This window comes from Agarivorans sp. Alg241-V36 (assembly GCF_900537085.1).
Taxonomy (GTDB): Bacteria; Pseudomonadota; Gammaproteobacteria; order Enterobacterales; family Celerinatantimonadaceae; genus Agarivorans.
Genome location: NZ_UNRE01000002.1, coordinates 315,578 through 336,908 on the forward strand (window position 1 = coordinate 315,578; position 21,331 = coordinate 336,908).

Consider the following 21,331-nt stretch of genomic DNA (forward strand, 5'->3'; position numbering starts at 1 on the left):
TCATGAAATGTTTTAAGTATGCAGTTCAGATATAACTCTCAAGGTTGTTAGGCCTGTGCGCTTGCTGTTAAAGCAAGACGCTAAAATTTGTTACTTGCTCACGCCATTAATTGGCCTTGCAAGTTGTGTTGTTGGTCTGACTTATAAGCTGCTTATGTGACACTTAGATGACAGACAATCATATAGTTGCCTAATGGCAAGATTGGAAAAACAAGCTTGAATTTAAAACGACGAAACGAAGGTTAGAGGAAGGCAACCTTAAAGCGGAGTTCAAAAAATAGACTGAATTTCTAATGGCCGCCACTTTATAGACTTGTGGCGGAAAGTCAACTTTTGTCGCTTTGAGGGTTTATCGCTTATTGCTGATACAGGCTCGGGTGAGCAAATTGCACCAGCGCTAGCAGCATGGCATGTACGTAATTATCCTCGCGGGTGGCTAAGCCATTGGTGAGCAAACCAATGGCACCGCCTTTTTGCTTAATATTTTGAGTATTAAACAGTTTGTCCATTAGCGGGCCAAGTTCTTCACCTTGCTCTAGAGCCTGATAAACGCTGGGTGGAAGGGGCATGTTAGCGCCGCGCCCAACCGATAGTTGCTGCTGATTGGCAATGGCCACGTAGGCAAATGTGGCGGGACCATCTTCAAACATATCAACACCGCCTTCAATGGCGGCGTAAAAATCAGCGGTTTGTTGCTGCTGGCAGTAGCGCAGGCGATTTACTGCGCCATCGCGAGTTTGTTGGCTGGTCATTGGTTGCTCGGGTACTTGAGAGGGAGCATCAATGCCTTGGCAGTCAATCTCAGCATTGGGGTAATACATCGCAAGGGCTTTAGCTACTGCTCGCACTTTTACTGGGTTGCGCGAGCCCACCACTGCTTTCATTCTTTGCTCTGACATATTTACTGTTCTTCAATTTTGTTTGGAAAAGACTAAGCCCTGATTAAGTGCGTGGCCAAGTTATACAGCCAATTGCTCGGCAATGCTGCCACAGGCTACGCGTGGGTCGATAATTCGGCCATCTCGCTGTGGAACGGTGCCGGGGCGAACGTCCCAGTTCAACTGATATTTTTGATTGATCATTTGCACCAACTGGTAGAAAGACAAACCCTGTTCGTTTCCGCCTACATGATAAATCCCCGGTTTGGCCTGTTGAGCTAAAGCGACTAAACACTGCATGCTATGTTCTACAAAGGCCACTGCTGGCAGCCATTCGGTGCTAGCAGCCAAGTAACCCTTTTCAGCATGCATATCTCTAACGTGGGTGAGTAGGTTGTCTTGCTCAAAGTTATCGAACATTTGCCAGCCTAGGCGAGCAATAATGATATTGGGGTTAGCGGCAAGGGCAGCCTGTTCGCAGCTTATTTTGTATAGCCCATAGTCATTTACCGCATCGGCGGGATGTTCTGGCGTGAATGGGCCGGTGCTTTCTGGGTTAAAAACACTTTCGGTACTGGTGAACAGCATAGGAATATTTTGCTCACCAGCAATCTCGGCTAAACAAGCCAGCCACTCTTCAGGGCCGGTGGCTAGGTGAAATATTGCGTCGATATGGTTGCCGCGAATATAACCTAGCTGCTGAGCGCGGTTGTTAATGTCTAGCTCTTGGCGATTAAAACCATGTACTGCAATGCCTTGCTTTTCTAGCGCTTGTTTTAGGTAAGGGGCAAGTCGGCCATTTAGGCCGGTGACTAATACGTTTTGCATTGCATAATCTCATCACTTTCTAAGAAGTGGCTATTATGCGGTTAGATGGCGTTAAGCGCTAGAGTAGGGCAAATTTAGTTAGCCAGTATTTGTTCTACTTTGTCTTCTTGTAGCCAGCTAATACAGTAGCGAATGGAGCCAGACGGTGGAATGTTTTTAGCGCCAGCTTCTGCTTCGGCGTATACCGCTTCAAAGTGTTCGGTGGGTAATACGCTGTACTGGTAGAACACTTCCATTTCTTCGCGTAAGCCATTTAGCGTTGCCGCTGGAGTAGGATCAATTTTAGCTTGAATGTGGTACATGCAAGCAGCAAAGGCGTAGTTTTTAAGCGCAGGAAGCTCTGAACTATCTATGCTTTCATTGGCCACACTGGCATGAGAACTAAGTAAAATAACAGCGGCACTAACTATGTGTTTCAATTTCATTGTTACCTTATATATCTAATAGCAATTGCCGTTAAATATGATTTAAATCCATTTACAGTGGCACAAAAATTATCCCAAGCAATGATACTTGTCAAACTAACAAATTTAGTTTTTAGGCTTGAAATTAATATTTAATTTGTCATGTAAAATTTTAGATTTAAGGTTTGTTAATAAACATGATTATTTAGAAGCTGATTATTAACATTAAGGTTATATTATGAAATCGTTTACTTAGACTTTTCTTTAATTGTCTGAATTTTAAAGATTTATGTTTAAAGTATGATATTTAGCTGCTTTTCGTGAAACTTGTGCAAATAATAGCCGCTTAAACCTAAGGATAAATAAAAATAACCCTCTGTTGAAATCGATGTCATTTTTATTATTAACTGATTGGTTAATTAAATTTCTGATACTCAAGAAGTGAAAACCCTGTCATTTCTACTTCTGCTTTATATTGTGAGTTTTTTCACAAAACTGTCGCAGATTGCACTGGAGAAAATTGCTGGTATAAAACGCAGAAATGACTTTTATCAATAATTGTGAGAAGAAAAATGCGTAATGTTTTAATCAGTTCAGCTGCACTTGTGTTCGGTTTAGGTCTTAGCTTAACAACTATTGCTGCTGAACAACCAAGCAGCAAGCCAGCACTTAGCGAATTCGATAAAAATGCAGAGTATTACAATAAAAGCCTAGTTAAAGATGGTTACCGCTTTGGTTGCCGTGTGCATGATGACAATGGCAAATGCACAAAGCTACGGTGGAAGAAACTGTAGTAACAGCTTGGCGAGTTTAAACCTTTAAGCTCGCCTTAGTGTTTGTTCTAATTGCGCTTTTTTTAATAGAACTTTGGCTTGTTCACCAACGATCTTAACGGCTTGTTCTATGCGCTCACTCGGTTTATTGGCGTAACTTAAGCGCAAACAGTTTTGATACTTGCCCGCGGCAGAAAATAAGCTCCCCGCAGCAATGCCAATGTTAAAGGGTTTTAGTAGGTCGTTTAGCTCCAAACTGTCGATTGACTCTGGTAACTCTACCCACAAAAAGAATCCTCCTTTAGGAAAACTCATCTTACTGCCCTTGGGAAAGTAGCGCTGCACCCAATGTAGCATTAGATCTCGCCTAGCTTGGTATTGTTGCTTAGATAGTCTCAGGTGTTTTTCGTAGTGCCCTTGTTCGATAAAATCGGCCACTGCCAACAAGGGTAAGCTGTTCGCACCCAGTGAGGTGACAAATTTTAAATGGGTGAGCATTTGTCCGTAGCGCCCCGGTGCTACCCAACCCACGCGTAGGCCCGGTGCAATGGTTTTAGAAAACGACGAGCAAAATAATACCCTATCTTGGCTATCGTAAGACTTTAAGCTTCGCGGGCGCGGCGTTTGGTAGTAGCCGTCACCCAAGATATCGTCTTCAATAATGGCGAAGTCGTATTTCTCAGCCATCTTCAGCAGCTTTAATTTGTTCTTTTCGGGCATCACATAACCCAAGGGGTTGTTTGATGTTGGGATTAGTTGCAGCACTTTAATTGGCCACTGTTCCAGGGCGAGCTCTAAGGCCGGTAAGCTGATGCCGGTTTCTGGATGGGTTGGGATCTCGATAACTTTGAGTTGGTTAGATTGAATCGCCTGCATCGACCCGTAGAAGTTAGGTGAGTCTATCGCAACAATGTCTCCCGGCTGGGTGAGCGCTTTTAAGCTTAGTGATAAAGCTTCTTGGCAACCGGCAGTAATTTGAATGTTATCGGGGTGAATATGGCAACCAGAGTGCTGCATGAGGCGAGCGATTTGCACCCGTAATTTAAACAAGCCATTGCCTTTTGAGCAGCTAAAAACCTGTTTGCTTTGATACTTGATGTTGTCGCTCATTAAGCGCTGTAATGGCTTCAAACTGCTTAATTCGGTATCGGGAGAGCCTCTGCCTAAGGCCAAAAAGCGGCTATTGCTCTCTGTCATGGTGAGTTCTAACACTGCTTGCCAATTATCGATAGGCACCGGGCGCTGCTCCGGTTGGCTGGTTTCTGGCAACAGTGCTGTGCTGGGCGGCTGCTGCACATAATAACCCGACTTAAGCTTGCTGCGAACAAAGCCTGCATCTTCTAGCAGTCGGTAGCTTTCTTGCACCGTGGAAATACTCACTCCTCTTGCCTTGCTCATTTCGCGAATAGAAGGCAGCTTTTGGCCAACCGGATAATAAGCTTGAGTGATTTGCTCTTTGAGCTCTTGGGCAAACTGTTCGTAGAGGGTCATTGGCAACTCCTTAGCCAAAACATCGCTCATTAATACCACAGAGAAATACAGTTAGGCAAAGTTGCATGGTTAAGCGGTACAGATTGAGCATTCTTAAGCATTACAGATAGCTAGTTAGTGCATCTGTAATGGCAAAATTCTCGTATTCTGAATCTGTAAGCTTGCTTGTTCAAAATTTAAGCTAGAGGGGTAGCTGATTAGAACAAGGAGCGGAACATGCAAATACAATTTACTTTCCCCATGGTTTTTAATGCTCTCATTAAGCGCTTTGCCCTTTATCAAGCGCGTCGCCGTAGTCGCAGAGCCTTGTTGGCCTTGAGTGACGACTTGCTTAAAGACATCGGCTTGAGCCGAGCGCAAGCGGTAGCCGAAGGCGGTAAACCTTTTTGGCAAGCAAGTAAACCTGAGCGTAACCATCGTGACCAAGTTAATCGACAAGGTTGTGGTCATGAGTTTAGCCAAAAGTTAAAGGCTTAAGGGATGACAGGCAGTTTAACCATGGTAGCTGCCTTATTTCTAGTTCTTGTTCACTTGTGTAAAGCTAAGGGTACTGACACCACAGTTAATAGGTTTACATTAAAGCCACTTTTCCTCTATGGTTTAGCCTTAGCAGAGAGTTTTTCTCAAGGATGTTAAGCGCTTGCTTAGCGCTTCGTAATATTGAATCATCATCTGCTTGTTACCCTTCATGGAAGAAAGGAACCAGTTTATGAGTAAGCCCTTATCTAACAAGCTTGGCCGCTTAATTAAGCGTTTAGGTATTGTCCTATTAGTGCTAGCCACAGTGTATCTATTGGTGCTGCTGAATAGCGATAAGTTTAAAAGCATTAGCGATGCCTTAACGCCACCTAATTTGCCGGAGCTGCAGGTTATTCGCCAAGATGGCTCTTGGCTAAAACAGTATTGGCCAGAGCAAAACTGGGGCAGTAAAGGAGACTATGTAAGCGAAGAGGCTAAAAGGTACCACCATACCTCGCAAGGTACTCGCACCATTCCCATTCCTTATCAATGGTTTGTAAGTTTGGAGCAGCCAAGTGGCTCGCTTTGGTCTTTACTGCTACTTAATGGATTTTCCGATAACGGTTTGCTTTCCGCTAATGAGTTCTTGCTGCGATTTGGCTTTATTCGCTCGCAAGTGAGTCAACAAAACCCCGATGGTTTACCTATTGGCTTTGCTCGCACCGCGTCGGTGAACTTACCTGGTTATCCCACTCGCACCGCTGGTATTGGGTTTACGTGTGCCGCCTGCCATACCGGCCACTTTATTCATGGTGAAGGTGACAGCAAGACCGAATACATTATCGATGGTGCTCCAGCTACTACCGATTTAAGTTTGTTAACCGAAACCTTAGCTGCCTCATTAGGGCAAACTTTGCTTTCCAGTAAGTTGCCGGTTCTAGATGGCCGATTCGATCGCTTCGCACGCCGCGTGCTTGGCGCAAGCTACAGCCCCGCAGCCAAGTTATCTCTAGCCGACGAGCTGGCCAGTATTGTAGCGGCCAGTGAAGGGCAGCAAGATATTATTGAGGTGAATGAAGGCTTCATGCGCTTAGATGCACTTAATCGCATTGGTAACCAAGTATTTGCCGAGAACATTAATCGTCGTGATAACTACCATGCGATCAATGCTCCGGTGAATTACCCACATTTATGGACCGCATCTTGGTTTAATTGGGTGCAGTATGATGCCTCGATTATGAGCCCGCTAATTCGCAATGCTGGCGAAGCGATGGGCGTAAATGCCTATGTGGATATGCAAAGCGCCATGGACGACAATCGCTTTAGCTCGTCAATCCCAATGAATAACTTAGTGTGGTTAGAAGACTTGCTGGGTGGGGAGCAGCCTAGCCAAACTAAAGGTTTTTCTGGTTTACAGCCACCTAAGTGGCAATTTGGCCCAATTGATCAACAAAAAGCCGAGCTTGGAGCATCACTTTACAAGACTAAGTGTCAGGGCTGCCATTTACCGCCTTTAGACAGTCCAGATATTTGGCAAGAGCAGTATTTTGCGCCAATTGTTTATCAGCAAAATGGCGAGCAAAAACAAAGCGCTGAGAAAGTATTGCAACTTAAGCTGATTAAATTGTCGCAAGTTGGAACTGATCCTGCTCAGGCAAATGTATTGGCTACTCGCACTTTAAGTACAGCTGGGGTCAGTAATGTGGCTGCTGCGAAGGTTACTCCTGGCTTAGGTATTGATGAAACCATTTGTGGCGAAAACCCTAACCAGCTCTATGGCAGCCAAGTGGCTGGCGCTAACTATTCGAAGAAAGATAAAGCCCAGCTGGTGGACTTGCCAGTAAACGACAGTGGTGAATTACTGTTTGGCCTCGCACTGGGCGCAATAGTGCAGGAAACAGTCAATGCTTGGTTTAAACAACAAGGCCTAAGCGATAAAGCCTTACAGGCCAAGTTTGAAGGTGGCCGCCCCAATTGTATTCGAGTCACTTCTGGCTACAAGGCTCGCCCGCTAAACGGAGTGTGGGCTACAGCGCCATTTTTGCATAATGGTTCTGTAGCAACATTGCGCGACCTACTTTGCCCAGAAGGTGGCCAGCGGCCTAAGTACTTGCAGATGGGAAATATCGCTTTTGACGCGGTGAATATAGGTTTGCAGCAACCAGAAGGCTTTGAAAAAGTGGCTAGTAAAGCGCTGAAGAAAGGCCGGCAATATACCGCTGATGGCTACTTTATCTTAGACACTTCAATACCGGGTAATCATAACAGTGGCCATCACTTCTCAGACTTATACGACCCAAGTAAACATTATTTGGATCAGCCAAAAGGGGTGATAGGCACAGCTTTCAATCCACAGCAGTGCGAGGCAATTATTGAATACCTTAAAACCATATAGCGTTGCTTTGACTTTGGAGTGATTTGAGCTGAGCTAAGATAAGCTACAAGCCATTAGCGAGAAAGCTAAAAGAAAAAAGGGCCCTTAGGCCCTTTTTTTGCGTGTTACTTTACTAAACCTGAACTCGGGATAAGGAAGTGACGATACCTCTGCAAGCCAGTGCTTAATCTAGCTTCATGTTTCTGGCGAGATAGTTTTGCTTAGTTCAAGGCGAAGCTGCGCGCCAATAGCTAGTCTATTGCAAGTAGTTTCAACACCGAAATAAGTAAAAATAGCCGCTAGAAATCGGTTTATTATCCCGAGCTCAGGTTACTTACAGTGCAGCGTTTAAGATCTCGCGGCTAACATCTAAGGTGATTTTTTTATCTTCGCCTAAAGCCACCATTTGGTGTTGCTCAAGTTTGTTAAGCAAAACTTCTACATCACTTTCCGCTAAGTCTATATCACTTAGGCGCACGGGCACCTGCATGCTGCGGAAGAAGGCTTCGGTAGCTGCAATTGCATCGTTGATGCGTTGCTCCTTTCCGCCTTCATTAATGCCCCAAATACGCTCCGCATATTGCAGCAGTTTGTCGGCTTTGGCTTCACGACGGATTTTCATTACCGCAGGTAAAGTGATTGATAGACTGCGAGCGTGGTCTACGCCATAGGCTGCGGTTAACTCGTGACCTAACATGTGGCTTGCCCAATCTTGCGGCACGCCAGCTCCAATTAAGCCGTTTAAGGCCATGGTGGCTGCCCACATAATGTTGGCGCGAACTTCCAAGTTTTGGCTGCTATCTTCAGCAAGCGCTTTTGGACCTTCTTCAATTAAGGTGAGCAAAATCCCTTCGGCAAAGCGGTCTTGAATTTTAGCGTTTACCGGGTAGGTGAGGTATTGCTCCATCACGTGCACAAAGGCATCTACCACACCATTGCTTACTTGGCGCGGCGACAAACTTAAGGTCACGCTTGGGTCTAATACTGCAAACTTAGGGCGCACAGCCAAGGCATAAAAGGGTAGCTTTGTACCATCGCGAGTCACTACCGCAGCTGGGTTGGTTTCAGAACCCGTTGCTGGCAAGGTGAGCACCGCGCCTAGTGGTAAGGCGGAGTCTACTGGGTGTTGTTTAGCAATGATGTCCCAAGGATCGTCACCTTGGTAGCATGCTGCGGCTGCAATAAACTTGCTGCCATCAATTACCGAACCGCCACCCACAGCTAAAATGTAATCCAGCTCTTCCGCTTTTATCTGCTCAACGGCGCGCATTAGTGTGTGGTAGCTTGGATTAGGTTCTATGCCGGAAAACTCAGACCACTGATGATTCTCTAGCGCTTTAGTTACTTGCTGATAAACACCATTGCTTTTAATTGAGCCTCCGCCATAGGTGACGAGTACTTTTGCATCAGCGGGAATCTCTTTGGCGATGGCGGTTATTTGCCCCTCGCCAAAATGGATTTGAGTACTATTTTGGAACGAAAAATTTAACATGATACTTCCTTCAATTAACTAGGGCCTGTTGATCTCTGGTGTTGAAATTTTATTCAAGATAAGCGGGCTTTAATCGCGGCGAGCACTTTGAAACCTAGTGGGCTAAGTGAAAAGTGTTCAACGAAGAGTAAAGTTCGCTTATCTGAACCCTTCGGGCAGCATTTCTTAGCCATTTATTCAGCGTTAGCGAGTGATTATTAAGCCCACTTAACTTCACACTCACTGCCTTGCCTAAATGGCTAAGAAATTGCTGTAAAAACCATCAGCAAAGATCAACAGGCCCTAGCTTAGGCTAAGTGCTGTAGTACTTTCTCTGCGGCCATCTCTGAAGACGCTGGGTTTTGACCGGTAATCATTAAACCATCTTGGATTGCAAAGGGGTTCCAATCGGCAACGGCTTGGTAATCGGCGCCACGTGCTTTTAGTTCATCTTCTAACAAGAAAGGCACAACCTCGGTAAGCTGCACGGCGGCTTCTTCACTGTTAGTGAAACCAGTTGCGGCTTTACCTTTTACCAATAGTTGACCATCAGTTTGTTTCACATTTAATAAGGCGGCGCTGGCATGGCACACGGCGGCAACTGGTTTGTTTTGAGCAATAAAGCTTTCTAACAAAGCAATCGATTGTGGGTTGTCGGTTAAATCCCACAGTGGGCCGTGGCCACCAGGGTAAAACACTGCATCGTAATCGCTGGCCTTAACATCGGCTAACTTGTGGGTGCTTGCCAATTGTTGTTTGGCTGCTTCGTCTTGGTCGAAACGACGAGTTGCATCGGTTTGAAAACCCGGTAGCTCGCTGTTCGGGTCAATTGGCGGTTGGCCGCCGTTCGGAGAGGCTAGAGTAATTTCTGCACCGCCATCTAAAAATACATAGTAAGGGGCTGCAAACTCTTCTACCCAAAAGCCTGTTTTGTGTTCGGTATTACCCAGTTGGTCGTGAGAGGTAAGAACCATTAGTATTTTTTTAGCTGCGCTCATTGGCTTATTCCTTAAGTTGATAGTGGCTATGCGAGTTCGCGGTAGCAATGCAGCTAGTGTAGGTGGGCAAGGCTGTTCCAACAATGCAGATTAAATAGACATGATTGGTTGAATAATTGATACAATGGATTGAGTGTTGGCAAAGCGAGTAAAACAATGAGTGTGACTTTTGAGCAGTTAAAAAGCATGGTGGTATTTGCTCAGGTGGTGGAGCAGGGTAGCTTTAGTGCCGCCGCCAAGCATATCGGCATAACCCGAGCGGTGGTTAGTTATCACGTTAAAAAGCTGGAGAAGCACTTAGGCCTTAGCTTGTTGAATCGCTCAACCCGCAGTTTGCACTTAACCGAAGCTGGCGAGCAATACTATCAGCGATGTCATAACATTGCTGAGCAAGCCAAAGCCGCCAATTTGCAGATAGAAAACCTTAAGCAAGAGCCAGAAGGCTCGCTTAAAATATCTTGTCCGGTGAATGCCGGCTTACAAACCATCGTGCCAGCGATTAACGAGTTTCGTCGTTTATACCCTAAGGTCAATATTGATTTAGTATTAAGCGACGAAGTGGTGAATATTATTCAAGATGGCTTTGATTTAGCCATTCGCGGCGCAGCGCTTAATGATTCAGGCTTACAGGCTGCCAAACTTACTACCCTAAGTACCTGTTTATGTGGCGCGCCTGAGTATTTAAATAAATACGGTCGCCCGCAAAAGCCGGCCGATTTAGATGCTCACCAATGGGTAATCTATACCGCGGGCTCAAGTACCTTGCAGCTAAGCAAAGGTTCTCGCTCATTTAGCATTAAAACCAAAGGCGGTATGAGCACCAATAACGCTGCGGTGCGCACCGCGTTTGTAGAAGGTGGCCACGGTTTGGGGCGGGTTCCGCTATACGATGCCTTGCCAAAAATTAATGCCGGAAAGCTAGAAATAGTGATGCCTGATTATGCCTTGCAGGATATTGATGTTTATTGCGTTTTTCCAAAGGGTGCGGCTAGCTCTAAAAAACTACGTTTGCTCATCGATTACTTAAAGCAGAACTTAGCCAAGCAAGAATCACTGCGGGCGCGTTAGTGGGTTAACTTAGGGCAAGGGCTTGAGCGACAAAGCTCAGTTTGGCTAATGATTTTTGCTTAGGCTATTTCGAAGCTTGTTTAAGCCCTTGTTGCTTATCAGCGAGTTGCGTAGGCTGGGCTAAATTCTCAAAGAGTATCTTGCCTTGTTTTTTATTATTGCCTTAACTGCCACCTTCGCTTACGCCCTGCAAGGGGTGTTGATGGCCAAGGTGTATCGTCAATCAGACTTGCTTAGCGCGGTGGCTTACCGCGGTTTAAGTTTAGTGTTTACAATGTCTCCTTTGCTGTTTCTGGTGCCGCAATCGGCCTATGCCGGTTTTGTTGAACAATCGATGTGGCTGCTGCTAGCGGCAAGTTTAGCGGCTTTGGCGAACTGGGCAAATGCCATCGCCTTTGTAAGGCTGCCGGTGGGTATTGCCAGCGCTTTATCAATGGCTTTTACTGCCTTGTTTGTTGGCTTATTAGGCGAGCTGTTTTTAGACGAGAGTTTAAGCCCAATGCAATGGCTAATGGCCGGGATTACCTTGTTAGCGGTGCTGATGTTAGGAGCCAGTCAAACACAAAATAGCAGCCTAAAAAGTGCAAGTTCTGCTCAATACCAACCTCTTATTGGTATTGCAGCCAGCGCTTGTTACGGCGGCTTGATGTGTTTAGCTCTGATATTGGTGGCAAAGCTGTCACGTGATAGCCACCCCTTTCTAGTGGGCTTTAGCTGGGAAGTGATGATTGGCGTAGTAGCGATGTTGATGGCGTTTGCGCGCGGCAAGTTTGGCGGGCAAGCCGGTATGCAAAAGATCACCCTTGGGCAGTTCAAACAAATACTCATTTTTGCATCACCCACAGTGATTGGTACTGCTTGCTACGCCTTAGCAATGACCTTGGGCCCATTGGCGATTGCGGCTGCAATATTAAGCACCATGATGGTATTTAGTATGTTGTTAGGCTGGTGGCTATTGGCTGAAAAGCCTACGCTAAAACAGTGGGTAATGATTAGCTTAGTGTGTATTAGTGTTATCGGCTTAAAGATCGTGGTGTAGGAGGATTGGATGCTTGAGCAAGCTTTAGTAATGGCTGCCGCTGTTAGTAGTGGTTTAGTTGCTGGCATTTTTGTGGCTTTTTCAAACTTTGTTATGCCAGCCTTAGCGCGAGTGAGCGCCAAACAAGGCTTAGCGGTGATGCAGAGCATTAATATTACTGTATTAAACCCAGGGTTTTTAGGGCTGTTTATGGGCGCAGCGTTACTCTCTTTAGCGCTTGTTGTTTGGCAGTTGTGGTTCTCTGTAGAGCTTAACCTTTGTTGGCTAGCGGGTAGCCTTTGTTACCTGCTTGGTTGTTTTGCGGTAACGGCTTTTGCCAATGTGCCAAGAAATAAAGCCTTGGCCTTAATTCCATTAAGTGATGAGCTAAATGAGCAACACAAACAGCAATGGCAGACTTATCTAGTAGAATGGACACGTTGGAATCACCTGCGCAGTTTTGCTTCGGCGCTAGCGATGTTTTTGTTTATATTGGGCCTTTAACAAACAGCCAGCTAACAAGCTGGCTGTTTATAGGTTTATTTGCTTGGCAAACTAGCTACTTATAGGCGCCGTCAGAGTATGTTAGCTCGTAGCTGTGCGAGTAAATTTCTAGAATATTGCCAAATGGGTCTTCCATGTAAATCATTCGGTAAGGCTTTTCCCCTGGGTAGTAATAGCGAGGTTTAGCCATGCGCTTTTTACCACCCGCTGCGACCACTTTTTCTGCCAGTTCTTCCAGATTAGGATCTTGAACGCAGAAGTGAAAAATTCCGGTTTTCCAGTATTCAAAGTTATCTTCTGGGTTCTCTTGGTTCTTAAACTCAAAGAGTTCTACTCCTATACGATCGCCGGTGGAGAGGTGGGCGATACGAAAATGATCCCAGCCACTGCCAAACACGTCGGTACACATTTCACCAATGGCACTATCGTCTTCAACGATGTTGGTTGGCGGCATAATTAAATACCAACCTAGCACCTCGGTATAAAACTTAACGGCTGCCTCTAAATCAGGCACCGAGATGCCAATGTGTGAGAAGTTACGAGGGTAAGGTTGTTTGTTTTGGTTCATGATGTACTTCCTTGCATGGTTTGATGAACCAAGTGTAGTTCTGCATAATGAATCACGAGCTTATCTTTTAGGGTTTATTCAATAAGGTTTTATTATGATTAATATTGACTGGCTACAAACCTATTGCACGCTAATTGAAACCGGACACTTTACTCGAACCGCAGACAAGCTAGCGATGACTCAGCCAGGGGTTAGCCAGCAAATTCGCAAGTTAGAGCAATACTACCAACAAGCTTTACTCCAGCGAGAAGGTAAGAGTTTCACCCTTACCGAAGCAGGCAAGCAAGTATATTTACAAGCGCAACAAACCTTAGCTCAGCTTAATCAACTTGAACTATCACTAAAACAAGATGACCCCTATGCTGGCTTGTGCCGCATTGCTAGCCCCGGCAGTGTTGGCTTAAAGCTCTACCCCAACTTACTGAATCTACAGGTAAAGCATCCAGATTTGGTGTTTGACTACAAATTTGCGCCTAATGCCAGCATTGAGCAAATGCTGGCTGATCGCCAGCTTGACCTCGGCTTTATTACCCGCCCCAGCACCTTAAGCGAGTTGTCTACCCAAGTTTTTGCAGAAGAAGCGTTGGTATTGGTTACGCCGGCACAGTATAAGAATCCTAGCTGGAAGGAACTATTGGATTTAGGTTATGTGGACCACCCCGACGGGGCGCATCATTCGCAATTGCTATTGTCGGCAAATTACGCGGAATTTGAGCAAACCAGTCAATTTAAACTGCGCGGTTTTTCCAACCAAATCGGCTTGATTTTGGAGCCGATAGCCTTGGGTTTAGGTTTTACTGTTCTACCTGCGCATGCGGTAGCGGCTTTCGCCAAACCCGAGCTAATTTGTGCTAGCCGTTTAAGTCATCCAGTAAGTGAAACCATCTATTTGGTACAGCGTCGCTATCAGCGTTTAGCCGCTCGCTTTAACTTAGTGACCGATATTATGCAGCAGTGCTTAGCCCAAAGCTGAGTTAATTCTTACCGGATACATTGTGATTAATATCACGTTTAGCTTCCCGTTCACCTAAAAGCTAAAAAATGTAGAAACTGAGTTAACAAGCTATTGAAAATAATGTTTATTATAATTCTTATGCTTTAATAACTGTCAGTTATTTTTACATGTATCAATTGATGGCTGTGGTTTTTTTACCTAAGTACATGTAAGTAAAGGTGTTGATATATAGGCATATTTTTTGCATTTACGCGCCTGCTAACAAACTAAAGCAAGGAAAGCGGAAAATGAAACAAATAAAAAAAATCACTCTTTTCGCCATGTTTATCTCAAGCATGGTATTTTCACAACAATCAGCAGCAACGGTAATTGCTCTAGATCCTCTAGAAGATGTGATTGTAAGCAGTGATATCTTTGATTGGGTATGGGCATCACCCTGTTCCGGCGGTTGTAGTCAGTTGGTCGACAACTGGGAATATGCCGGTGGTCTTTACGACGATGCACTTAATGCCGCCTTAGGTGTAAGCACTTGGCGTTTTGCTAGCGCACTAGAGCTTGCCAATGTCCCAGCTAAAAACTTATTTAGCAATGGTAATAAATGTGCAGCCCAGTACTTTGATAATAGTCATAGCCATTGTGATTATAATGACCCGCTTGTAAGCACACCAAATGGCGGCTATCAAGATACTGTATTAGTGCGCCTTAATAACCTTTCTTTGCCTGCGCAAGTTAATGAGCCAGCTAGCTTGGCAATTATGTTATTAGGTTTATGTGGCTTAGTATTGCGCCGCAAAACTTAAGCATAATCACTCAATCTATTTGAATTTTTTTGATTTAAGCCCGCACTATTGCGGGCTTTTTACTTTTATCATATAAAGCTAATTAGGGTCTGTTGATCTTTGCTGATGGTTTTTTCAGCAATTTGTTAGCCATTTAGGCAAGGCAGTGAGCGTGAAGTTGAGTGGGCTCAATAATCGCTCACTAACGCTAATTAAATGGCTAACAAATACTGCCCGGAGGGTTCGGATAAGCGAACTTTACTCTTTGTTGAACACTTCTTACTTAGCCCACTAGGTTTCAAAGTGTTCGCCGCGATTAAAGTCCGCTTATCTCGAACAAAATTTCAACACCAAAGGTCAACAGACCCTTAGGACTATCGAGAGAGTTAGCAGGATGCTAAAGGCCACCCCATTAGCCAAACAACTTAAAACCGGCGACTTGGTGTTTTTTTCTGGTAAAGGTTTAGGTAGTGACATTATTCGCTACGGTACCTTTAGTAAGTGGACCCATGTTGGAATGGTGCTGGAATTAGAAGGCTACGATTTTGTCACCTTATGGGAAGCCATTCCCGATTCCAAAGACACCTGCTTATATACTAAGCAAGCCAGTAACGGTGTGCAGGTAGTACCGCTTCATCAGCGAGTGAAACAGCATTTGGGGAGTATTTCTATTCGCCAATTACTCGGTGGGAATTTGTCCGGCGAACACTTAGCTAAGTTAATGCAATTGCTTGAGCGCTTGAAGCTGCGCCATTATGAACAAGACTTTTGGGAACTAGCTCGAGCGGGTTGGGAAGGTCCATTTGGTGAGAATCAAGAAAACTTAGATTCACTGTTTTGCAGTGAGTTGGTTGCCGCGGCTTATCAGCACATTGGCCTATTAGATAAACACAAGCCCTCTAATGAATACACGCCAGCTAATCTGTCAGAAAAACAGCTTACCCAACTAAATGATGGCTTTTATTTATCACCAGAAATAGATTTGTTTTCAGATATATAAACAACACTTTGTGTAAAAAGGACGCTTTGGCTAATTAGCGAAACGAGAACAGGCTAGCTAATTAGGCTTACCTGCCAAAGCGTCAACATGACCAAACTTATTGCATCGTCCAGTCACCCCCTAAACTTTTATGTAGGCCAACAATGGTGTTAGCTGTTTGCAGTTGAGCAAGCACTTGTGCGTCTTGCAGCAAATTTTGCTGGCGTTGTGCATCGAGTACTGCCAAGTGGTCCAGTAGGCCAGCTCGGTATAGCGAGTTAGCTTTACTTAAAGCGAGATCGGCTTGGCTACTCGCATGGTCGATGCTTTGAGCAAATACTTGGCTGTTGCCGTAGGCCATTAACATGGTTTCTACTTCCACAAAGGCTGCATTTACCGTTTGTTGATAATGTAGGGCGCTGTTATTAAACCGCTGCTGCTGCATATCTATTAAGGCATCGTTTCGTCCGCCGTCAAACAAGGTCCATTGCACACCTATACTCGCCAGCCAAGTGGCTGAGTCTGCTTTGAATAAATCATCAAAGTTCTCAGCACTTAGGCCCGGCCCACCCGTTAAGAAAAAGCGTGGGTAGCCAGCCACCATACTGGCCGCTAGCTCTTGATTTACCGCCGCCATTTCACGTTCGGCAATGTTGATGTCCGGACGCTGGTTAAGTAAATCAGAAGGTAGACCTAATGGGATAAGCCCTTCAAAGTTTGGCAGGGCTTCTGGCTCCCCAAGTTGCTCTGCCAAGCTGGTAGGTGTTTGTGCAAGCACTAAGGCCATGCGATTTAAGTGAACGCTTTCCGCGCTGTTAAGTTGGGGCAGGGCGGCACGGCTTAAGGCCAGTGCACTCTCGGCTTTTGCCACATCCATGTCAGAACCATAACCGCTGGCACTAAGTGACTTAACCAGTTTTAGTACGGTTTCTTGCTCACTAATATTACGTTTGGCAATGGCTATGCGTTGTTGAGCGCCGCGGTATTGCAGGTAGTTATTAATGATCTCTGCACTTACCAAGGTGTGCATGCCTTGATGATAAATCTCAGCCTGCTCACCTCTAATCTCGGCAGCCTTAACTTGTTTGTCTATGCGGCCAAATAGATCCATTTCCCAGCTTACATTTACGCCGGCAAAAAAGCCGCCGTTTTGGCGCTCAATTAAGTCGAACTCTCCGCCCGATATGGGATTTTCAATACCGAACGCTGGACCAGCTAAAGGATCGTTTTTACTGAGTTGGTAGCTGGTATAGCCACCGCCCAAGTTTACGGTGGGTACTTTAAATGACGCTACCGCACTGCGGTAAGCTTGCGCCGCTTGAACGCGATTGGCCGCCATTTTGATGTTTAAATTCTGTTGCTGAGCTTGCACCACCAAGTCATTCAAAAGCGGATCGTTAAACTGTTGCCACCAACCGGCCTCAAGGTTTTGTTGGTTAACAAACTGATTAGCGTGCTGATCCGAATAAATTGAATCCATTTCAGCATCTGGCATTTGGTATTCGGGCGAACTAGCACAAGCCGTTGCTAATACCGAGATCACCATTATCGAAAGCGCTTTGCGCTTAGTTAAAGGCTTAGTTTTGTTCATGGTTAAGCTCCGAACTTACTGTTAGATCTTGTTCTTTAGGTGCTGTTTTGGGCTCACGGTAAAAGATCCGATACCAAGCAGGCATGATGATTAATGACAAGAAGGTCGCCACCACTAAACCGCCAATAATAATGGCTGCCATTTGGTCAAATAGGCGGTCGCTTAGCAGCGGTACCATGCCCAATACTGTGGTTAGCGCGCCCATAGAAATTGCCATGGTGCGGTTGATTGTGGCCTCTACTATGGCTTCGCTAATGCCTTTACCTTGTTTACGCTCTAACTCAATTTGATCTATTAGCACGATACCGTTTTTGATGATCATTCCCGATAAGGCCACGGCACCGGTGAGCGCCATAAAACCAAAGGGTTTATCGAAGAAGAACAGCGTCCAAGCACAACCAATGGCGGCTAGCGGCAAGGTAATGAGAATAATTGCAGGTTGTTTAAAGCCGTTAAATAGCGCCACCATAATGATGACCATCATTAAGGTTGCTTTTGGAATTTGGCTCAAAGTATCGTCGATAGCGCGCTTCTCATCGTAATACTCGCCGCCCCATTCAAAGCTGTAACCATAAGGTAATTCGATGGCTAAGATTTGCTCGGCTAACTCTTTACGTACATCTGAAGGCGTTTCCCCAAATACTGCTGCTTGGGCTGTAATAATCGGTACGCGATTACGGCGCCAAATAATGCTTTGTTCTTCACGAGTTTCAAAGCCGTCGACCACTTGGCTAAGTGGCACACTGTGTAAACCTAAGATTGAGCGAACCGGGATGTTGGCCAATTGAGCAATGTCGGTATCGCTGCTTTGAATCTTAATTGGCAGCGTTTCATCGCCTTGGCGTAGCGCACCCACTACAACACCACTTGAAGCACGTTGAATCGATAGCGCAACATCACTGCGATTAATGCCAGCACGGCGCATTTTTTCTTGGTTCATGATTGGCACCAGCTGTTTACTGCTTTGGCGCCAGTCGTCACGTACATACTTGGTATTAGGGTGAGCCTTAAAGATAGCTTGTGCTTGATCTGACAAGTCTTGCAGTACTTGCGGATCAGGTCCTTTAAAGCGTGCTTCAATGGCAAACTTGTCTTTAGTTGCCAGTTTTAGGTTTCTAAAGCGTGGCTCAGCGTTTGGAAACTGAGTCATTAGCCATTGATCACCACGTTCGATGAGCCCATTAATAGCCTCATAGCTGCTAACGTTAATAAGAACTTGGCCATAGCTGCTGTCAAAAGGTTCTGGTTCAACGGTAACTGAAAAGCGCGGCGCACTAGCACCGATATAGCTGGAAATACTGCTCACTTCTGGCTGCTCTAGTAGCCACTTTTCAATCACTTTCATGTCTCGAGATACCACCTCGGTTTGTCCGCCATTGGGCAGCCAGTAATCAAGAAACAAGATCGGTCTATCAGAGCCAGGCATAAAGTTAATCGCGATTTTAGGCACGATTAAGGCAGTAACCAATAGCGCTGGAATAATGCAAGCAATAGCACTAAAAGGTTTAGCCACTACCCAGTTAAGCACGCGACGAGAGTAGATAGCTAACTTAGGTTCTGCTTGGTTTGGCTGCTTAAGCTTAGGTTTGATAAAGGCCCAGCACATAAGCGGTGTTAGCGTCATGGCAATCAACCAAGAAAGCAACAATGAGCTACATAGTATTTGAAAGACTGAAATTGAAAATTCAGCCGCGTCGGTTTGCGAAAGCAGCACCGGAGTCGCACCCATAATCGCAATCACTGTAGCGGCTAATAAGGGAATAGCGGTTTCTTTTACACTGCTGGTCGCGGCTTGGTAACGCTCTATACCTTGGTTCAATTTGGCTTTGAACATATCGGTGATCACAATGGCGTTATCAACCAACATGCCTAGCGCTAGGATAAACGAACCTACCGATACCCGTTGTAAATCAATGCCCGCGATAAGCATGTAGATAAGGGTAATCAGCAAAGTGATTAACAAGCTACTACCCACAATAGCAGCGCTGCGCATACCCATGAAAATCCAAAGTACTGCAACAACAATCACTATGCTTTCAACGAGATTGCTTACGAAGTTATTGATGGACTTTTGTACTTCGTCGGGCTGAAAGGCAATCGTGCCTACCTCGGTGCCCACAGGCAGTTCGCTAGTAAATTGCGCAATCACCTCTTTTAGCGTATCACCTAGGTCAACAACGTTAATGCCGTCTACTGGGCTTGCCGCCACGGTAATTGCGGTCTCGCCGTTATAGCGGCTTTGTGACAATGCTGGGGTTTGGTAATCCAAGTAAACGTCGGCAATGTCGCCTAAGCGAATCAGGCCTGTTCCTAAGTCGGCCACACCAGATTTAAGCAATAGATTTTGAATGTCACTAATGCTTTCAAAGGTGCCGCTTTGGTTCACCCTTATCCGTTCTTCGCCCAGTTTAAAACTGCCTGAGTCCAGCACCATATTTTGGGTAGTTAACTGATTAAATATTTGTGCTGTAGAGAGTTGATGTTCGGCTAAGCGCTCAGTAGGTAGGTCAATATTAACGATTTGCTGAGGAACTCCATGAAGCTCAACCTTTTTGATCCCTTCAACGGCTTTTAAACGGCGTTGTAGTTCTTTTGCATGGGCTTTTAGCTCGGCAGGAGAAGCGTCGTCACTGTGCACCGCAAACAGCATTCCGTACACTTCAGAGAACTCGTCTTGCACAATACTGATTTGAGCAGTCGGCGGAAGCTCCAACTTTACATCGTTAACTTTACGACGCAGTAAATCCCATTGCTGAGGGAGCTCTTCCGATAAAGTACTCTCTTTTAGATCAACAAAAATCATTGAGCTGCCAGGGCGAGAAAGGCTGCGTAACTTCCAAACCGCGCCCATTTCTTGTAGGCGAGTTTCTATCTTATCGGTAACCTGTAGCTCAACTTCTTGTGCTGACGCGCCCGGGTACAAAGTCACCACTACCGCGCTTTTTACGGTGAATGAGGGGTCTTCTAATTTACCTAAACCAATGTATGAACCAATGCCTGCAATAATGCATAACACGGTAAAAAAGCATACAAAGGTGCGTTGGCGAATAGCGAATTCTGCGAGGTTCATCTTAGCCCTCCTTCGCATCTAAAAGATGGCCGACTTGTTGCCCTTCGTTTAAGTAGCGACTGCCAGCTACGATGATTTTATCTGCCTCGTTAAAATCACCGCTTACACATACTTGCTGCTGAGTTTGGTTAACAATCTCGCTGGCTACCGCCTCAACCCTTTGATTGTTTACGCGGTAAACCTTGGCATTAGCACCATCAAGAATTAAGGCTGAATGGGGCAAACAGTAACGTGCTTGTTCCAACTGAGGCTGCGCTAAGGTCAACTGGATGGGTTTGCCGGGGTAAACATCATCTGTGGTTTTCTCAAGGCTAAGTTTTACGGTGTAGGTTTGCTTAATTAAGTCCGGCACCGTAGCAATTTCGCTCACCTTAGCGTTTAGCTCATCGGAACTTTGGTGCCAGCTTATTTGCGCACTTTGGCCCATTTGGAAGGCGCTAATTTGGTTTTCTGGTACATCTATCACCGCTTCCAACTGCTCTGGCTGGTGCAAAGTAAATACGCGTAATGCGGGCACGGCTTGTTCGTGCTCTTCGGCAAAGCGCTGCGCGATTACCCCATCAAACGGCGCACGTAATTCGGTGTAGCGAAGTGCATCTTTAGCCCGCTGAATGTTTTGATTTACCACTTCAACGGTGGCGTCGGCTCGCTGCTTGCCACTTAAGGCGCGATTTAGGTTAACTGGCGCAATAGCGTTGTCTTGTGAGGCTTGCTCAACCCGTTGGTATTCGTTGTGAGCCAGTGCTTGAGCTGATTTTGCTTCCAGCAGTTTGGCTTCTAGCTCTAGCAGGCTCACTTGGTAGTCGTGCGGATCTAAGCGCGCCAGCACTTGCCCTTTGCTTACCGACTGCCCGTTAGTCACCAGAATGTCTTGAATGGTTCCCGGAACACGAAAGGCCAGCTTTGAGCTAGTGCTCGATTGCAATACGCCATTGTAGTAGCTGCTATTTGCCTGCTTGGCGGCACTTAAGCTAATAACCTTAACAGGGCGCAGTTGTACATTACCGATTTCTGAGGTTTGTTCATTGCTGCATGCACTTAGCAAAGTAGCGCTTAATGCTATAGCGAGATAGGAGTATTTCATTGCGTGCTCCGGAGGAAGATTTAAGTGCACGCATGGTAA

19 protein-coding genes are annotated in these 21,331 nt (G+C 45.6%); 9 read left to right on the forward strand and 10 right to left on the reverse strand.

The window, feature by feature from the left end; translation table 11 throughout:
• Positions 1-356: 356 nt before the first annotated feature.
• The 3 genes from yjjX to G6R11_RS05890 all read right to left on the reverse strand — a co-directional run bounded on the left by yjjX (position 357) and on the right by G6R11_RS05890 (position 2,131).
• Positions 357-899 (reverse strand): inosine/xanthosine triphosphatase, encoded by a 543-nt coding sequence (yjjX, locus tag G6R11_RS05880; protein ID WP_163132158.1) that lies wholly within the window; start codon positions 897-899, stop codon positions 357-359.
• Between the two features lie 60 nt (positions 900-959).
• On the reverse strand, positions 960-1,706 hold the full coding sequence (locus G6R11_RS05885; protein ID WP_163132159.1) for a sugar nucleotide-binding protein: 747 nt from the start codon (positions 1,704-1,706) through the stop codon (positions 960-962).
• 74 nt (positions 1,707-1,780) lie between these two features.
• Positions 1,781-2,131 carry a hypothetical protein gene (locus G6R11_RS05890; protein ID WP_163132160.1) on the reverse strand — a complete coding sequence of 117 codons (351 nt, stop codon included), beginning with the start codon at positions 2,129-2,131 and terminating at the stop codon, positions 1,781-1,783.
• A gap of 551 nt (positions 2,132-2,682) precedes the next feature.
• On the opposite strand from G6R11_RS05890, the gene G6R11_RS05895 reads away from it, so the two are divergent.
• Positions 2,683-2,904 (forward strand): hypothetical protein, encoded by a 222-nt coding sequence (locus tag G6R11_RS05895; RefSeq protein WP_163132161.1) that lies wholly within the window; start codon positions 2,683-2,685, stop codon positions 2,902-2,904.
• Positions 2,905-2,928: 24 nt separating this feature from the next.
• On the opposite strand, the gene G6R11_RS05900 is transcribed toward G6R11_RS05895, so the two are convergent.
• Entirely contained in the window at positions 2,929-4,374 is a 1,446-nt protein-coding gene (locus G6R11_RS05900) for a PLP-dependent aminotransferase family protein (protein ID WP_163132162.1), read from the reverse strand.
• 216 nt (positions 4,375-4,590) lie between these two features.
• Here G6R11_RS05900 and G6R11_RS05905 point away from each other — a divergent pair, with 216 nt between their 5' ends.
• A complete protein-coding gene (locus G6R11_RS05905) occupies positions 4,591-4,851 on the forward strand; it encodes a DUF1127 domain-containing protein (protein WP_205472617.1) in 261 nt (86 codons plus the stop codon).
• Between the two features lie 232 nt (positions 4,852-5,083).
• Entirely contained in the window at positions 5,084-7,228 is a 2,145-nt protein-coding gene (locus G6R11_RS05910; RefSeq protein ID WP_163132163.1) for a di-heme-cytochrome C peroxidase, read from the forward strand.
• A 313-nt stretch (positions 7,229-7,541) separates the two neighbouring features.
• Here the strand turns inward: G6R11_RS05910 and G6R11_RS05915 are convergent, their stop codons facing one another.
• Positions 7,542-8,699, reverse strand: a complete 1,158-nt coding sequence (locus G6R11_RS05915; RefSeq protein WP_163132164.1) for an iron-containing alcohol dehydrogenase — start codon at positions 8,697-8,699, stop codon at positions 7,542-7,544.
• Between the two features lie 287 nt (positions 8,700-8,986).
• Positions 8,987-9,676, reverse strand: a complete 690-nt coding sequence (locus G6R11_RS05920; RefSeq protein ID WP_163132165.1) for a type 1 glutamine amidotransferase domain-containing protein — start codon at positions 9,674-9,676, stop codon at positions 8,987-8,989.
• 156 nt (positions 9,677-9,832) lie between these two features.
• On the opposite strand from G6R11_RS05920, the gene G6R11_RS05925 reads away from it, so the two are divergent.
• The 3 genes from G6R11_RS05925 (at position 9,833) to G6R11_RS05935 (ending at position 12,266) form a co-directional block, all read left to right on the forward strand.
• Complete coding sequence (locus tag G6R11_RS05925) at positions 9,833-10,744, forward strand: LysR family transcriptional regulator (protein ID WP_163132166.1); 912 nt, start codon at positions 9,833-9,835, stop codon at positions 10,742-10,744.
• A gap of 145 nt (positions 10,745-10,889) precedes the next feature.
• Positions 10,890-11,783, forward strand: a complete 894-nt coding sequence (locus G6R11_RS05930; RefSeq protein ID WP_163132167.1) for a DMT family transporter — start codon at positions 10,890-10,892, stop codon at positions 11,781-11,783.
• 9 nt (positions 11,784-11,792) lie between these two features.
• Positions 11,793-12,266 (forward strand): DUF1772 domain-containing protein, encoded by a 474-nt coding sequence (locus G6R11_RS05935; RefSeq protein WP_163132168.1) that lies wholly within the window; start codon positions 11,793-11,795, stop codon positions 12,264-12,266.
• Between the two features lie 55 nt (positions 12,267-12,321).
• On the opposite strand, the gene G6R11_RS05940 is transcribed toward G6R11_RS05935, so the two are convergent.
• Positions 12,322-12,834 (reverse strand): lactoylglutathione lyase family protein, encoded by a 513-nt coding sequence (locus G6R11_RS05940; protein ID WP_163132169.1) that lies wholly within the window; start codon positions 12,832-12,834, stop codon positions 12,322-12,324.
• Between the two features lie 94 nt (positions 12,835-12,928).
• On the opposite strand from G6R11_RS05940, the gene G6R11_RS05945 reads away from it, so the two are divergent.
• The 3 genes from G6R11_RS05945 to G6R11_RS05955 all read left to right on the forward strand — a co-directional run bounded on the left by G6R11_RS05945 (position 12,929) and on the right by G6R11_RS05955 (position 15,568).
• The gene (locus G6R11_RS05945) at positions 12,929-13,807 is read left to right on the forward strand and encodes a LysR family transcriptional regulator (RefSeq protein ID WP_163132170.1); all 879 of its coding nucleotides are present in this window, start codon (positions 12,929-12,931) and stop codon (positions 13,805-13,807) included.
• 269 nt (positions 13,808-14,076) lie between these two features.
• A complete protein-coding gene (locus G6R11_RS05950; protein WP_163132171.1) occupies positions 14,077-14,589 on the forward strand; it encodes a PEP-CTERM sorting domain-containing protein in 513 nt (170 codons plus the stop codon).
• A gap of 373 nt (positions 14,590-14,962) precedes the next feature.
• Positions 14,963-15,568, forward strand: coding sequence for a YiiX/YebB-like N1pC/P60 family cysteine hydrolase (locus tag G6R11_RS05955; RefSeq protein ID WP_163132172.1), 606 nt, complete (start codon positions 14,963-14,965; stop codon positions 15,566-15,568).
• Positions 15,569-15,665: 97 nt separating this feature from the next.
• Here the strand turns inward: G6R11_RS05955 and G6R11_RS05960 are convergent, their stop codons facing one another.
• From G6R11_RS05960 to G6R11_RS05970, 3 genes are read right to left on the reverse strand one after another with little or no spacing between them, the layout of a single operon-like run.
• Positions 15,666-17,138 (reverse strand): efflux transporter outer membrane subunit, encoded by a 1,473-nt coding sequence (locus tag G6R11_RS05960; RefSeq protein WP_163132173.1) that lies wholly within the window; start codon positions 17,136-17,138, stop codon positions 15,666-15,668.
• On the reverse strand, positions 17,125-20,208 hold the full coding sequence (locus G6R11_RS05965) for an efflux RND transporter permease subunit (protein ID WP_163132174.1): 3,084 nt from the start codon (positions 20,206-20,208) through the stop codon (positions 17,125-17,127). The genes G6R11_RS05960 and G6R11_RS05965 overlap by 14 nt, the downstream gene beginning before the upstream one ends.
• A 1-nt stretch (position 20,209) precedes the next feature.
• The gene (locus tag G6R11_RS05970; RefSeq protein WP_163132175.1) at positions 20,210-21,292 is read right to left on the reverse strand and encodes an efflux RND transporter periplasmic adaptor subunit; all 1,083 of its coding nucleotides are present in this window, start codon (positions 21,290-21,292) and stop codon (positions 20,210-20,212) included.
• Between the last annotated feature and the right edge of the window lie 39 nt (positions 21,293-21,331).

Coding starts and splice junctions, on each gene's coding strand:
- G6R11_RS05890 (WP_163132160.1), bottom strand. CDS start 2,131: ATGAAATTGAAACACATAGTTAGTGCCGCTGTTATTTTACTTAGTTCT.
- G6R11_RS05920 (WP_163132165.1), bottom strand. CDS start 9,676: ATGAGCGCAGCTAAAAAAATACTAATGGTTCTTACCTCTCACGACCAA.
- G6R11_RS05925 (WP_163132166.1), top strand. CDS start 9,833: ATGAGTGTGACTTTTGAGCAGTTAAAAAGCATGGTGGTATTTGCTCAG.
- G6R11_RS05935 (WP_163132168.1), top strand. CDS start 11,793: ATGCTTGAGCAAGCTTTAGTAATGGCTGCCGCTGTTAGTAGTGGTTTA.
- yjjX (WP_163132158.1), bottom strand. CDS start 899: ATGTCAGAGCAAAGAATGAAAGCAGTGGTGGGCTCGCGCAACCCAGTA.
- G6R11_RS05885 (WP_163132159.1), bottom strand. CDS start 1,706: ATGCAAAACGTATTAGTCACCGGCCTAAATGGCCGACTTGCCCCTTAC.
- G6R11_RS05940 (WP_163132169.1), bottom strand. CDS start 12,834: ATGAACCAAAACAAACAACCTTACCCTCGTAACTTCTCACACATTGGC.
- G6R11_RS05895 (WP_163132161.1), top strand. CDS start 2,683: ATGCGTAATGTTTTAATCAGTTCAGCTGCACTTGTGTTCGGTTTAGGT.
- G6R11_RS05910 (WP_163132163.1), top strand. CDS start 5,084: ATGAGTAAGCCCTTATCTAACAAGCTTGGCCGCTTAATTAAGCGTTTA.
- G6R11_RS05970 (WP_163132175.1), bottom strand. CDS start 21,292: ATGAAATACTCCTATCTCGCTATAGCATTAAGCGCTACTTTGCTAAGT.
- G6R11_RS05915 (WP_163132164.1), bottom strand. CDS start 8,699: ATGTTAAATTTTTCGTTCCAAAATAGTACTCAAATCCATTTTGGCGAG.
- G6R11_RS05965 (WP_163132174.1), bottom strand. CDS start 20,208: ATGAACCTCGCAGAATTCGCTATTCGCCAACGCACCTTTGTATGCTTT.
- G6R11_RS05905 (WP_205472617.1), top strand. CDS start 4,591: ATGCAAATACAATTTACTTTCCCCATGGTTTTTAATGCTCTCATTAAG.
- G6R11_RS05945 (WP_163132170.1), top strand. CDS start 12,929: ATGATTAATATTGACTGGCTACAAACCTATTGCACGCTAATTGAAACC.
- G6R11_RS05900 (WP_163132162.1), bottom strand. CDS start 4,374: ATGACCCTCTACGAACAGTTTGCCCAAGAGCTCAAAGAGCAAATCACT.
- G6R11_RS05950 (WP_163132171.1), top strand. CDS start 14,077: ATGAAACAAATAAAAAAAATCACTCTTTTCGCCATGTTTATCTCAAGC.
- G6R11_RS05960 (WP_163132173.1), bottom strand. CDS start 17,138: ATGAACAAAACTAAGCCTTTAACTAAGCGCAAAGCGCTTTCGATAATG.
- G6R11_RS05955 (WP_163132172.1), top strand. CDS start 14,963: ATGCTAAAGGCCACCCCATTAGCCAAACAACTTAAAACCGGCGACTTG.